Origin of the sequence: Dechloromonas sp. A34, from assembly GCF_026261605.1 — a bacterium.
In the GTDB taxonomy this organism is placed as follows: domain Bacteria; phylum Pseudomonadota; class Gammaproteobacteria; order Burkholderiales; family Rhodocyclaceae; genus Azonexus.
This window is the reverse complement of record NZ_CP102486.1, coordinates 2,548,101-2,562,211: the sequence shown is the minus strand read 5'-3', so window position 1 is coordinate 2,562,211 and position 14,111 is coordinate 2,548,101. Positions and strand designations below refer to the sequence as shown.

10 protein-coding genes and 1 pseudogene are annotated in these 14,111 nt (G+C 58.2%); 4 read left to right on the top strand and 7 right to left on the bottom strand.

The features are described 5' to 3' along the window. Positions 1–6: 6 nt before the first annotated feature. From NQE15_RS12765 to NQE15_RS12755, 3 genes are all read left to right on the top strand, one after another. Positions 7–2,790, top strand: a complete 2,784-nt coding sequence (locus NQE15_RS12765; protein WP_265941850.1) for a conjugal transfer protein TraG N-terminal domain-containing protein — start codon at positions 7–9, stop codon at positions 2,788–2,790. Positions 2,791–3,391: 601 nt separating this feature from the next. Further along, positions 3,392–3,691, top strand: a complete 300-nt coding sequence (locus NQE15_RS12760; RefSeq protein WP_265941848.1) for a hypothetical protein — start codon at positions 3,392–3,394, stop codon at positions 3,689–3,691. 300 nt (positions 3,692–3,991) lie between these two features. After that, positions 3,992–5,557 carry an LA2681 family HEPN domain-containing protein gene (locus NQE15_RS12755; RefSeq protein WP_265941846.1) on the top strand — a complete coding sequence of 522 codons (1,566 nt, stop codon included), beginning with the start codon at positions 3,992–3,994 and terminating at the stop codon, positions 5,555–5,557. Positions 5,558–5,642: 85 nt separating this feature from the next. Here the strand turns inward: NQE15_RS12755 and NQE15_RS12750 are convergent, their stop codons facing one another. From NQE15_RS12750 to guaB, 7 genes and pseudogenes are all read right to left on the bottom strand, one after another. After that, entirely contained in the window at positions 5,643–5,951 is a 309-nt protein-coding gene (locus NQE15_RS12750; RefSeq protein WP_265941844.1) for a hypothetical protein, read from the bottom strand. 125 nt (positions 5,952–6,076) lie between these two features. Further along, the gene (locus NQE15_RS12745; protein WP_265941842.1) at positions 6,077–6,790 is read right to left on the bottom strand and encodes a hypothetical protein; all 714 of its coding nucleotides are present in this window, start codon (positions 6,788–6,790) and stop codon (positions 6,077–6,079) included. Between the two features lie 209 nt (positions 6,791–6,999). Further along, the gene (locus tag NQE15_RS12740; protein WP_265941840.1) at positions 7,000–8,349 is read right to left on the bottom strand and encodes a type II toxin-antitoxin system HipA family toxin; all 1,350 of its coding nucleotides are present in this window, start codon (positions 8,347–8,349) and stop codon (positions 7,000–7,002) included. Next, entirely contained in the window at positions 8,346–8,609 is a 264-nt protein-coding gene (locus NQE15_RS12735) for a helix-turn-helix domain-containing protein (protein ID WP_265941838.1), read from the bottom strand. The genes NQE15_RS12740 and NQE15_RS12735 overlap by 4 nt, the downstream gene beginning before the upstream one ends. 277 nt (positions 8,610–8,886) lie before the next feature. After that, positions 8,887–10,184, bottom strand: a pseudogene (locus NQE15_RS12730) (tyrosine-type recombinase/integrase). A 222-nt stretch (positions 10,185–10,406) separates the two neighbouring features. Then, positions 10,407–12,041: a glutamine-hydrolyzing GMP synthase gene (gene guaA, locus NQE15_RS12725; RefSeq protein ID WP_265941836.1), complete on the bottom strand. Its 1,635-nt coding sequence runs from the start codon at positions 12,039–12,041 to the stop codon at positions 10,407–10,409. A 60-nt stretch (positions 12,042–12,101) separates the two neighbouring features. Further along, positions 12,102–13,565, bottom strand: coding sequence for an IMP dehydrogenase (gene guaB, locus NQE15_RS12720; RefSeq protein WP_265941834.1), 1,464 nt, complete (start codon positions 13,563–13,565; stop codon positions 12,102–12,104). A gap of 62 nt (positions 13,566–13,627) precedes the next feature. Here guaB and NQE15_RS12715 point away from each other — a divergent pair, with 62 nt between their 5' ends. Further along, positions 13,628–14,104: a DUF4124 domain-containing protein gene (locus NQE15_RS12715; RefSeq protein WP_265941832.1), complete on the top strand. Its 477-nt coding sequence runs from the start codon at positions 13,628–13,630 to the stop codon at positions 14,102–14,104. The last annotated feature ends 7 nt before the right edge of the window (positions 14,105–14,111 follow it).

Below are 14,111 nucleotides of genomic sequence, written 5' to 3'. Positions count from 1 at the left end.
CGCAGCATGTGGGAAATCTACGCCTACCAGAATGCCGACAGTCTGTTCGGCGTCTTCAATGCCGCCGCCGCGATCCACGCTTCAGGCGATTATGCCGCTGCCCTGGCGGCCGTGGCCTTCTGCGGTTTTGTGGCGGCCCTGATTGCCTACGCTTTCGCCCCCGAGAAATTACAGGGCTGGAAGTGGCTGGGCACGGTCGTGCTGGTCTTTTCGGTGCTGATTGTGCCCAAGGTTACGGTAGGCATCGTGGACAAGGTCGGCGGTTCGGCCGTCAAAGTTGTTAGCAACGTGCCGTTCGGGGTGGCCGCGTTGGGCGGCATCACCAGTACGATCGGCAACACGCTGACCAGTCTGTTCGAGACCGCCTTCCAGGTCATCCCGGGCGTCGGCGCCCTGCCGGTCGAACTGAGTTATCAGCAGAACGGACTGATGTTCGGAAACCGTCTGATCCGCGAAACCGGCAATGTGGTATTTCAGGATCCGGCCTTCCGCACCGACCTGATCAACTTTATCCATAACTGCACGACTTATGATCTGATCGACGGCACGCTCGATCCGGCTGTCTTTTCTGCATCGGATGATGTCTGGCCGCTGATGGCCTCACCCAATCCGGCGCGCTTCAGTACGCTGACCAGTGCCGGCGCCAGTGTCGGCGTCGATACCTGCCCCAATGTGTACCTGAGCCTCAATGGCCGATTGCCGGCCCAGATCAGCCGCATCCAGGGGCGCCTGGCCTTCCAACTCAACCCAACCTTGCCCGGTGCCGCTGCTGCAGCGGCCATCGCCGGACAAATCCAGCAGGCCTATATCAAGAACAGTATTGCCACCGCAGCAGCGACGGCAGCTGATCTCATCCGGCAGAACGCCATGCTCAATGCCATCGAGGACACCAGCAAGATCGTCGGCCAGAAGGTCAATGATCCGGCGGCGATGGTTCTGGCGGTCGGCCGCGCCCAGGCAGTGGCCCAGCAGAATGCTTCTTGGCTCAATTACGGCAAGGTGGCCGAACAGGCACTGCCCGTGTTCCGCAACGTGGTCGAGGCGGTGACCTACGCGATGTTCCCCCTCATGGTCCTGCTGCTCCTGCTCACTAGCGGCCGCGAGACAATGCTCGCCTTCAAGGGCTATGCAGCGGTGCTGATCTGGATTCAGTTGTGGCCGCCGCTCTACGCCATCCTGAACTACATGGCTTCGATCTACGCGGCTTACGACCTCGCCGCCGCTGCCGACCTCGGAACGGGGGGCAAATCGCTGGCATTGCAGACGGCTTCGACGATCTATTCGCGGGCAATCTCGGGAGAGGCCGTTGTCGGTTACCTCGCCATCAGTATTCCATTCATTGCCTGGGCCGCCCTGAAGCGCATGGAAAACTTTGGAACAGCGCTGGTCGGTGGCTTGTCGGGGCTACAAGGGATGATCTCGGGCGGCACCTCGGCCGCCACCGTTGGTAACGTCTCAATGGGGAATGTCGGTATGGACCAGATGCAACTGGCACCCAACCGTACATCGGCGTTCATGAGCAGCTGGCAAAACGACCTCTCTGGAAATACGTTCTCATCGAACGCGCTCACCAGCCGAACTGCTGTCAGCCTGTTGCGCAATCAGGGATTCGCTTCGCGAGTAGTCTCGATGCGTGTATCCGAACAGGATGTGCAGCAAGCCAGCCGGCAGGTCGACGCGGCGCGTGGTGAAGCCGTGTCAGCGACCACGGAGCAATCGGCAGCACTATCTGAAGTGTTTTCTCGCGGGCTCAAAAAGCTTCGCTCCACGCGCAACAGCAGCGGTTCCAGCACCAGTAGCTTCGAGCAAATGGGCGACACGCTGAACCAGCTAGATCAGATCACGCAAAGCCTTGCCCAGAGCACCGGTCTCAGCCAAGCGCAGGTTGCGCGCATCGCTTTCGGTGCGGCCGCCCATGTCGGCGTGAATGCAAAAGTCGCCGGTGCTGAACTTCACACCAGCGCCGACAAATCCTACCAGTCGAGCCTTTCCGCCCAGGAACAGAAAGCGTTGTCCAGCCTAAGTGGGGAGCAGTTGGTAGCCTTCAAACAATTCGGTGACCGGGTATCGAGGGACGCCAGCTATCTGCAGGCGCTCTCGAACGACGCGAGCGAGGCCCGCGAGATGTCGTCCCGCCTCGGTTCGACGCGGGCCCGTTCCGAGCGGGCGGATGCCACTCTTGCCGACCGTACCAGTTTTGCGGAACGTGTATCGTCCGCCTACGACAAGGGCGAATCCATCTCCATCGACATCGCCCAAGACCCGCACAATATGAAGATGTTCCTCCGGTACGCCCAGACCTACGGTGGCAACAGCGCCGCCGCTCACGCCTTGATGTCGGCCGAACTGGCCCGCCAGTCATTGCGCCCGAACCGGGTTATTTCGGATGGGAGCAGTCTCCCGACCTCCTTTGGAGACGTCCGCGACCTCCATAATGAGCAGTTGCATGATGTCGCCATCACCCCGGATATCAACGCAACTCACCAGGCTCAAGTGACCAAGACCTCTCGCTTTAGCAGCAATCCAAGTCGACCGCTGGAACAGAAAACCGAACCACCTTCGCCCGTGCGCGAGGAAGTGCAGCGACGCGCCGTCCAGATTCACGGCGAGGCCGCAGCGAAGCGCGAAGAATTCGACGGCAAGGCTGAAATCATCAAGACTGACGACGGGACATTGGCATCGAAGAAGTCGCTGATGTGGCAATCAGCCAGGCAGGTATACAAAGATGGAGAGGCAACGGTAGGTAACGCAAAGGATGCCGTGCAGGATCTGATCAAGTCGAAGAAGTAACTGCTACCGATCCCAGCGCCGAATGGGAACATCGCCTTTGAACAAAGACCCGGACGCGCCCCCTGCTCCGCCACCATTCCAACGCCGCCGCAACCTCCTGCGGCCTCGTCCAATGCCCGTCAACGCACTAGCGATAGGAATGGCAAAGAGTAGCCCAACACCCACCATGACAGCCCCTGCGCCCCATTCGCCTTTAGCTGCGATAGTAACCAGCAATCCGATCCCTGCGCCAATCGCCAGGATCGCGAAGAAGAAAAATTTCCGCATATCGACCTCCTGGCTTCAGGCTAACCGCATGATTTCAGCCAGCAAGCCCGTGATTCCGATCAATCGCTATTGCCACACCCAAGCACCGCAGAAATCGTTAGACAGGTCGCTTCTTTTGTAGCAACAACAGGATCATCAGAGTTTGATGAGGTTTCTGCTCGGAAGCTTTCTAGGCCAAAGTTCCCTGAAGGCATACTCCCAATTCGACACGGCATCCATCGGATTCGCGGGTTTCTGACAAATTTATGCATTGCGGGGTTGAAATCTATCCGCATGGACTCATTTCCAAAGCAGGTTGCCATTCCGGCAAACTAACCTAGGGAGAATCAAAAAAATGCCGAAACTGATGAAAGAAGACCTTCATTATGAATATAGCTGGACGGTTACCGCGGGGGACAACCCCAAACTTATTTCTGATGACGCGAACCATCTCAGTCGGAACGAAGGCTATGAAATGCTCTTGTACTTGAATTCTCTGACGGGGAAAGATAAGGCGGACCTTTCTAAGAAAACACGGCTCATCGTCGAGTGGATGCTTAAAGAGCACTACAAATCTACTGCGCCAAGTCGGCAAACCGTAACCGGCTGGGTCGTGGAAAATTTTTCCAAACTTAGCCCTAGCTACCCGTATTAAACTGCTCTCGCCCCGCGCCCTCTTCGGGAGAGTCTGTTTCTTCAGAAGGGGAAAACAAGCACTATCGAGTTTGAGCTACTTCCCCGCCTCCCTGTTCAACTCCGCGTAGTGCGGCTGGCAGCCAGATGCTCCAAGACGGACGGATCAAATATTCCCTGTGCCACCTTGTCTCTCCGGTGATCGCCATGGACAGGGTCTGTCTTGGCAGGTAAACGATAGTTGATCTTTACATTTCAGACAGGCGATTCAGGCCGCTAGCCTGCCGGGCTTGGGGGGTGAAAGCGAACTTCGCAGGCAAGCATGCAAAAAAGCATCGAGAGTAATCAGGGCGGAGATATGGCTGAGCAAGATGACAACTTTCAAGCGCGATTTGCCCGCCTGCAGGCGGAACTCTACGGTCTGCTTGACACTGACCCGGCAGCGGCCTTGGCGCGGCTTGACGCGCTCGACGCTGCTGAGTTCGGCATGGCGACACTCCTCTCTATGCGTGCGAGCTTTTTTATCGACGCAGGGGCATTGTGCAAAGACATCGCTTTGGTTACTCGCGGTATCGAAATTTTCGAACACCTAATCACGCAATATCCTGACGAGGAAAACTTCAAGTACAACCTCGCCAACGGGCTGACTGCCATTGCTGACATCGAACCCTACGATGATCGAGGCTGGTACTTGAAGACATCATCGTGGCGCCAGCGCGCCAAAACCCTGTATCAGCACTGCGCCGACGCTGCATCGGAACGCGATCTGCGGGCGCGCGCCCAGACCAACCTCGGCAATGCGCTATTGAAGGCTTATCGCTTCGTCGAGGCCTATGATTGCTATTGCCGCGCTCTCGAGTCCGACCCGAGCAACGCGATCGCCGCCACCGGCGCTGCACGAGTCCTGCTCTCATATGCCAGCGCCGGCATTGGTGACCAGGACTTGCTCCTGATAGCCGCCAACGAGCATCTGCGCTACGCCCGGCAAAATCCTCATCGCCTCCGGGAACTGGCGGGCGAACACGCCCTTGAGGCGCTGACACCGCTCCTTCAGCAACCTCTACCGGAATTGCGCCGGCCTGATTTTTCGGAAGCGACCCCCTACCAGCGTTTCGTGCGAGATTATCGCCTCGCCCTCTCGCCGACCATCGAGGGGTTCGACTTGTCGCTCAAGCGCTGGGACTCGCTCGGGCTGCCGGGAATTTTCGAACCAGCGGGAACCCTATATCGGATACCCACGGTCTTCGCGACCTTCAACGTATTGAAGGCCGACTATTTGGCGGTACGCCATTTGGCATTTACAGCGCTACAAGATCCGCCGCCGGAGAGTGGCAGCTACGCCGATACGCTGGACTATGCTTGCTACGGCATCTACACCGCCAGCCTTACCCTGGCCCAGCGCACCTGCGTCGATGTTTTAGACAAGTTGACGGTCGCCATGCTCCATTACTTGGGCCAGATCAAACCTGAGCGAAACGCTACATTCCTCAATTCGTTTTTCGAACCCGGCGATGTGCCCAAACAGTGGAAGGCACGTATCAGAGGAGAAATCGACTGCGGCAATCGTGGGCTTCTCGCCCTTGCCGAAATGGCAGCCGATGTTTCACACCAAGGATATCTCCAACCCAAACGCCAGTTGCGCAATGCCTCCACTCATCGCTTCATTGTCCTGCACGATATATCACTTGCCACAGCACCCGACGTCGACATCGTCGATCGCTACGACATGGACGAATTTCGTCGGCACCTCATTGAAACACTTCAACTTGTCCGAGCAGCCCTAATTTACTTTGTGGAAACTGTTTCCGACCGAGAAAGACGGTTTCCGGCGGACAACGCTTGGGCTCTAGATGTGCCGGACCACGACTGGATCCGCGGGGAAAACTGACGTAACCTTGAGCACTAATGGGGCATCGTCCGACGTATTGAGGCAGAACCAAGGAGATCTGGACGCGGATTCCAGCCGAAATTTTCTACGATGACGGAAACGCTCTGCTCACCAACGTTGCCATCTGTTCAGCTTTCACCAGCCAAATATCGCTGCTCAACTGTGGAATGTTTCGCTCGGGTCCGCAGAATTGCCGAGCAAAGACAATGGCTTCTTGCGTTATTAGATCGGGATGAATGGCAATCCCGCGTGGTAGTCCTAGCTCGGCGAACATTCCCGTCTGTCCTGGAATCAATTTTTTGTACGTCATTGCGCCAAGGAACTGTGCAAGTTTCGCGTCCATCGTGCAAAACCAAAGATCCCATCGCTCACCATCGAGGCCACGATCTTCCATGACGATCCCCGCATTGACTTGGGCGATGTCGTTGGCTGAATTAAACGCGAGGTGGAAGACCTCCGTAGAAGTTCGCGGACGTCTGCCCAGCGGCTTGCGCCCTTGTCGTCGCCGCGCAAAATTCCTTAACACAGCAGCATAAAACGCCTCTCCGTCATTGCCGACCGAGTATCCCCTGCCGCTGCTCGCTCAACGAGGTCACCCAGTACTAAGCAAGCGATCATGGTTTCCTTGACGCTGAACACACCGACAAATTCAAGCATCAGGTCGAGATATCGCCGGATACGCGACATTGGGGTTTCAAGGTTGAGATCACTATCTACAACTAGCATTGCAAGCAGACTGACGAATGAACACGCTCGAAACTTCTGCTCGTCCGGCGTCAGTTTAAAGAAGCCGCAGTTGTCGAGATGTGCCGGGAGCTTCGACGCGATCGCGCTGTTCCAAGAAAGGTTGGAGGGGTCATCCTCTAACTCGAGTTGATATGCAGCCAGAAAATCATCATAGTCTTTTCGGACCAGGTTGGGATCTCCCTGCACTTCGGTCAACGCGATTCCTGGATGTATCGACAGTGGGATCGATTCCTTGTTGCATAACCAGATTAACTCGACAAAATCAAAGAGCCCCCATTGCACTAACTTTTCGTAGCCCGGTACGCCGTCCCTATCCTGTTGATGGTCAAGGATGTTGATAAAGACATTTGCATCGAGTTGAACGGCTGTACGGATTCCATTGGCGGCGTTGCTGCGTAGCCGTTCAATATCGAGGCGTGGATTTTCTTCGCCCAGCTTCGTAGCTAGTTTGATCAAATAGCTCTTTTGTTCCGCCATGTGGTTCAAGGAGTGGTTTGTGGTTACGCGACTTATTCTACGCAAAAATCATAAAGGCTCACTCCGAACAATGCAGTTCTATGAGCCCTTCCCCAGCATTCTGCTGATCCAGTAGTCAGCCCGCGTCTGCATCATCGCTTTACGTTCCTTGAGGAACTTGGTGCGGTTGTAGGCTGTACCGAGAGCATCCTGAGCCTTGTGAGCAAGCTGGTGCTCAATTACCGTTTTCGCCGCTGTGGGGCTAACAATACAGAGCGACCGATCGTCACATGGGTTTGTTCGGGAGACTCGGGTTCGGAAAAACCGGCCGCGGCAATCGCGCCATCCAGGCCTCGGAACGCCACGGACTTTTTCGGGTCGCGTAGCGATGCCATGCCTTCATTCCAGGCATGCACCATTTGCTTGGCAATTGGACGCCAGTGCGGCTCGTTCTTGGCCGCTTCGATCACTTCTGCGCCGACCTCAACCGCCGATTCGCACAAGCGCTCGACCATGTCAGCATAGTCCCTTGGCGCAATGCCGAGCCGTGCATTGAAAAAGCGCTGCAGTACCTTACCAGCCGCCCAGGTCTGCCGACCGTCGATGGATAAGCCCGGTGGGTTGTTCGCATAGCGCGGGTAAGCCTGAGTGGTCACGATGTCATAGACCGGCGTAAAGGCCACATCGCCAAGCCGGGTGTAGTACAGCGCGACGTTCTTGGCGTGACAGTCCGCATTGCGCACCACATAGTTGGCCAGCACATGCCAGCCAAATTGCGCCAACTGGACGCGCACGTGCGCGGGCGGCAGGTAGGCACGCGTGGCGTTCAGCACCTTCTCGGTGGTGGTTGCGTACTTTTCGTGAGGGGGTAGGCCGAGCAGCCCGCAGGCATCTTCGAGCCCGTGCGTTGGCGCACCTTGTTCGTCCACATCGAAACGCTCGACCACCAGCACCCGACCATCGTCGGACATCCGGGTCCGGGCCACCGGCACAACATTCAGGCGCTCCAGCACCCGCATGCTGTAAAACTCATTGAAGCCGAGGTAGGGCGTGCTGTCGTCCGAGCCCTTGATGATGTGGCGACTGGTACGCAGCGTGGGCTTGCCCAGCGGGCCCAGCGCCTCGTCAGGTGCTTCGTCCGGTGCGAGGAACTTGGGGACCACGCCCGAAATGGATGCGCGGGCATAGCGGCGCACCAGCGATGTGAAGTGCTCGGTGGTGTTGTCCGCCGTCAGCAGTTTGTCGATCTGCAGGGGCTCCATCTCGATACCGGGCTTGCCACCTTCGGGCGTGATCGTGACGCGGCCGATGCCGGTGCCCCCTACGACCGCCAGCAAGGACAAATCTGTGCCATCGAGCAGAGGCCCGAATTCCTCGCGGATGATGTTCAGCAGGTAGCCTTCGGGCAGGTTTTGGCGAAAGAACGGATGCAGGTCGCGCGGCCAGCGCCAGGGCTCGTCGCGCACCGGCATGGTCAGGCTGATGAAATCGGCCGCATCAGAGCCCGGTAAATACTTGAGTACATACTCGTCGCGTTCGCGGTAGAGTTGGGCAACGGTCTTGCCACTGACCTGGACGTCGAGCTTCATGGCAAGTCACCTTGGCGCTGCTCGGCCAGGATATCCTCGACCGTGCGCACATGCCCAGGCTTGACCAGCCTCAAGTCGTAGCCGGCGGCTTCGAGCAGGCGTACTAGCGCGGACACGCTCATGTCGCCTTTGGCCAGGGTTTCCATGCGCGCCACGGTTGTGCGCGAAACACCCGCCCGCTGTGCGAGTTCATCCTGACTCAGTCGTGCTTCGCGGCGAGCACTCTTGAGCATCTCGGCAACATCGGAAAGTGTTGTCACTGTAGCCCCCAGGCGTCAAAATAGCATTTAATTGCCATTACTGTAGCCCTTGGGACACATAAATTCAAGTGAGCAATCCGACAAATCAGGAGCCCTCGCTTTTCCCAGCTCACAACACCGCCGTGCGCTTGCGCCACATTCGCGATCGAAGCAGCGGCTAACGTTCTGCTCCATCGACAGTCACTTCTGCCACCAATGGGGCGGCCACCCCGCCCAAGCAGGAATGCCCGCCCAGTGATGTGTTTTCTCACACAGGTTGAACAGAAACCGCTTGGTGCTACAACCCTAAACGCATCTCTGAAGAAAAGCTCAGATTGATGGGCTGAACAGGACTGGGCCCGTCCACGATCCATGAGTCGACCATATCGGCCCAAGCTTGAAGCATCACTCTTCGCTGCTCACCGTACTCAGCCTTGTTGTAGACAGCGCGCACTCCCCGTTGCTCGTGAGCCAGGCACTTCTCGATCCAGTCAGTGTTGTATCCAGCCTCATGCAACAATGTGCTGGCAGTTCGGCGAAGGTCATGCACTGTAAATGGTTCGAACTCCTCGCCGCGACCGATGATCACCTCTGTGCCGGCGACAACCAGACGGTTCAGAGTCCCATTGCTCATCGGAAAATCCGACTCGTAGCGCCCGGGATGAAGGTATGGGCTAGCGCCATAGCAGGTCTTGAAGGCAACCAGAATGTCCACGGCCTGCTGGCTGAGGTACACATTGTGCGGCCGACCAGCTTTCATCCGCTCCTTGGGAATCGTCCACACACCTGTTTCGAAATTGATCTCATCCCACTTAGCTTGGGTGAACTCACTCTTTCTCACCATCGTCAACAACATGAACTTGACCGCGAGGCGTAGCGTGGCTGCCGATGAAACATCCTCAAGCGCATTGAAGAACTTGTGGATTTCTTCCGGGAAAGCGCCCGGTCCCTGACCTTGAAGGTTGCAATGGCGCTTGGGCGAATCGCTTCTGCGGGGTTCTCAATCTTCAACCCTCTCGCCTGGATAAAGCGGAAAATCTGAAGCACGATATCCCGCGACTGAACCGCCGGTGCAGGCGCACCACGTTCCTTAATTTTTTCGCACCTCGCCAGCAAACGCGGCGGCGTAATTTCTTCCAGCTTTAGACGACCGAACTCCGTGGCCAGGTTGCGATCGTAGATGGCCTTCCGCATCGCACGCGTCGACTCTGCCAGCTTAGCTTCGGCAAAGTACTTTTCAGCCCAGCTCCCGAACGTCATTCCCTCGTTGGCTTCGATCCGTTTTTCCACCTTCGCGCGGGACGGGCTCTCGCCCTGTTCGATGGCTCGTCGCGCATTTGCCAGGAGCTGACGCGCCTCGGCAAGCGACAACGACATACCGTACTCCAGGGTCGACACCTCTCGTGGATTCTTGGCCGCGAGCCCCGGATCGTACTGGCCGATCACAAGGGTTTCGCGACGACCGTTCAATCGATAGTCGTAGCGAAAGCTAATGTTCCCCGTACGCAGAACCGTTACGTACAGCCCATGCTGGTCGGCGACCTTGTAAACCTTGTCAGCTGCCTTCAGCGTCCTTAACTGCTTGTCAGTAAGCATCTTTTTCCTCCAAACTCGTACCGTCAGTTGATACCGTCAGACCATTTGACGGTATCAACTGCGGTAGTTGAAGGACCTGTTCACCGATACCGTCACCCATACCGTCAAAATCGGCGGGCTTGAGTGAGGTAGTGTGAAACTGTGTGAGACGCTAACCTGTTGTCAGGACAAGGCTATCCAGCAAAACTGGGACGCCTTGGGATGTCCTGAAACGAAGCTAATTCATTCCCACTCGATCGTTGCCGGCGGCTTACCCGACACGTCATACACGACCCGATTCAGGCCGCGCACTTCGTTGATGATGCGGTTCGACACCCGGCCGAGCAGGTCGTAGGGCAGGTGTGCCCAGTGGGCCGTCATGAAGTCGCTGGTCACCACGGCACGCAGCGCGACGACGTTTTCGTAGGTACGACCGTCGCCCATGACGCCGACACTCTTGACCGGCAGGAACACGGCGAAGGCCTGGCTGGTCAGGTCGTACCAGCTCTTGCCAAGATCGGCGGCGGCGCACGAACCGGCCGCGACATCGCGCTCGGTGGCATGCGTGGCGCGCAACTCCTCGATGAAGATGGCGTCGGCGCGCTGCAGCAGGCTGGCCGACTCGCGCTTGACCTCGCCGAGAATGCGCACGCCCAGGCCGGGACCAGGGAACGGATGGCGATAGACCATCTCGCGCGGCAAGCCGAGCGCCACGCCGAGTTCGCGGACTTCATCCTTGAACAGTTCGCGCAGCGGCTCCAACAGCTTCAAGTGCATGTCTTCCGGCAGGCCGCCAACGTTGTGATGGCTCTTGATGGTGTGGGCGCCCTTCTTGCCCTTGCCGGCCGATTCGATCACGTCCGGGTAGATGGTGCCCTGGGCCAGCCACTTGGCGGCGGACAGCTTCTTCGATTCGGCCTGGAAGACCTCGACGAACTCCTTGCCGATGATCTTGCGCTTCTGTTCCGGGTCGGAGACGCCGGCCAGCTTGCCCATGAATTCGTCCACCGCGTCAACGCGGATGACCTTGACGCCGAGGTTGCGGGCGAACATGTCCATCACCATATCGCCTTCGTTGAGGCGCAACAGGCCATGATCGACGAAAACGCAGGTCAGCTGGTCGCCGATTGCACGATGGATCAGCGCCGCCGCGACGCTGGAGTCGACGCCGCCGGAGAGGCCGAGAATGACTTCTTCCTGGCCGACCTGCTCCTGGATCGCGCGCACCGCTTCGCCAATGTAGTCGCCCATCACCCAGTCGGTGCCGCAACCGCAGATGCCGTGCACGAAGCGCTCGAGAATGGCGCGGCCCTGCATCGTATGGGTGACTTCCGGGTGGAACTGCACGGCGTAGAACTTGCGGCTCTCGTCGGCCATCCCAGCAATTGGGCAGGATGGCGTCGAAGCCATGGTCTTGAAGCCGGATGGCAGTTCCATGACGGAATCGCCATGGCTCATCCAGACCTTCAGCATGCCGTGACCTTCATCGGTGAAGAAGTCGGCGATGTCGTTCAACAAGGCCATGTGGCCGTGCGCCCGGACTTCGGAATAGCCGAATTCACGCGGCTTGCCTGCCTGCTCCGCCGACATCACCTTGCCGCCCAGTTGCTGCGCCATGGTCTGCATGCCGTAGCAGATACCGAGCACCGGAATACCGAGTTCAAAGACAACAGCGGGTGCCCGCGGCGTATCGCCTTCGGTCACCGAACTCGGGCCGCCGGACAGGATGATGCCCTGGGCGCCGTAATTGCGGATGAAGTCGTCGGAAACGTCGTAGGGGTGAATTTCGCAGAAGACCTTGGCTTCGCGGATGCGTCGCGCAATCAGCTGGGTGACCTGGGAACCGAAGTCGAGGATGAGGATTTTCTGGTGAGCCATTTCAAAGCCTTGAATGAATAAGGGCGGCTCCGGGAGCCGCCCTTTGGGACACTGGAACTATCAGTCGAGGTGGTAGTTCGGCGCTTCCTTGGTGATCTGCACGTCGTGGACGTGAGACTCGCGGATGCCGGCCGAGGTGATTTCGACGAAACAGGCGTTGTCGTGCATGTGAGCAATCGTCGGGCTGCCGAGGTAGCCCATCGACGAGCGCAGGCCACCGACCAGCTGGTGGATCACGGCGAGCACTGAGCCCTTGTAGGGAACCCGGCCTTCGATCCCCTCGGGAACGAATTTGTCGACGTTATTGGTATTTTCCTGGAAGTAGCGGTCGGACGAACCGGCCTGCATCGCCCCCAGCGAACCCATGCCACGGTAGGACTTGTAGGAGCGGCCCTGGAACAGCTCGACTTCGCCCGGCGCCTCTTCGGTGCCGGCGAACAGTCCGCCCAGCATGACCGTATCGGCACCCGCGGCGATCGCCTTGGCGATGTCGCCAGAGTAGCGGATGCCGCCGTCGGCGATCATCGGCACCCCAGTGCCCTTAAGAGCCTCCGAAACGTTCTGGATGGCGGTGATCTGCGGTACGCCGACACCGGCGACGATGCGCGTCGTGCAGATGGAACCCGGACCGATACCGACCTTGACGCCATCAGCGCCCATGTCAACCAGCGCACGCGCCGCATCGGCGGTAGCGATATTGCCGCCGATCACTTCGATCTGCGGGAAATTCTTCTTGACCCACTTGACGCGGTCGAGCACACCTTGCGAGTGACCGTGCGCCGTATCGACGACGATCACGTCAACACCGGCCTCAGCCAGCGCCTCAACGCGCTCCTCGGTACCGGCGCCAACGCCGACCGCAGCACCGGCACGCAGACGACCGGAAAGGTCCTTGTTGGCCAGCGGATGTTCGGTGGACTTGAGAATGTCCTTGACGGTAATCAGACCACGCAGGTGATACTCGTCATCGATGACCAGCACGCGCTCCAGACGGTGCTCGCGGATCAGTTCCTTGGCATCCTCGACACTGGCCTGTTCATTGACGGTAACCAGACGCTTGCGCGGCGTCATGATCAACTTGACCGGCTGGTCGAGATTGGTTTCGAAGCGCAGATCGCGGTTGGTGACGATACCGACCACCTTGCCAGCCTTGTCGATCACCGGCAGACCGGAAATCTTGTGCTGACGGGTAATTTCGATCACGTCGCGTACCGTCATCAGGGGCGACACGGTGATCGGATCGCGCAGGATGCCGGATTCGAAACGCTTGACCTTGGCCACTTCGGCCGCCTGGGCCTTGGCGGAAAGGTTCTTGTGAACGATACCGATGCCGCCTTCTTGAGCCAGCGCAATGGCGAGACGGCCTTCCGTCACGGTATCCATGGCGGCGGAAAGCAGCGGCAGGTTCAGGGTTATGTTGCGGGTCAGCCGGGTAGCCAGGCTAACGTCGCGGGGCAAAATCTGGGAATGAGCGGGGACGAGCAGAACGTCGTCGAAGGTAAGGGCTTTTTGCAAAAGTCGCATGGCCTTTGATCCAAGGTCACAAAATCGTATTATACAGAAAACCTACGGAAACCCCGATGACCATGAAATCCGCTCTCATCTTTGCCCTCGGAATAGCCGCCGCCACAGCCCTCACCCCGGTCCATGCCCAAACCTATCAGTGGAAGGACAGTAACGGACAGACCGTCATTTCGGACACCCCGCAACAGGGAGCCGGCAAGGCTGCGCGAGTAATCGGCGGGCCGATGCCATCGGTCATCACAGAGAAACCGGCCGACAAGACAGCCGAGGCTCCGAAAACGACGGCCGAAAAAGATCTGGAATTCAAGAAGCGGCAGCTGGAAGCCCGGGAGAAGTCGGAAAAAGACGCCAAGGAGCAAAAAGCCGCGGCCGACAAGCAGGACAACTGTGAGCGCGCCCGGCGCAATCTCGCCGCCCTTGAATCCAACCAGCCAATGGCTAGGCTCGACGAAAAAGGCGAGCGCAAAGTCATGGACAACAGTCAGCGCCAACAGGAACTCGAACGCACCCGCCAGATCATGACCGAATCCTGCAAATAAGCAGAAT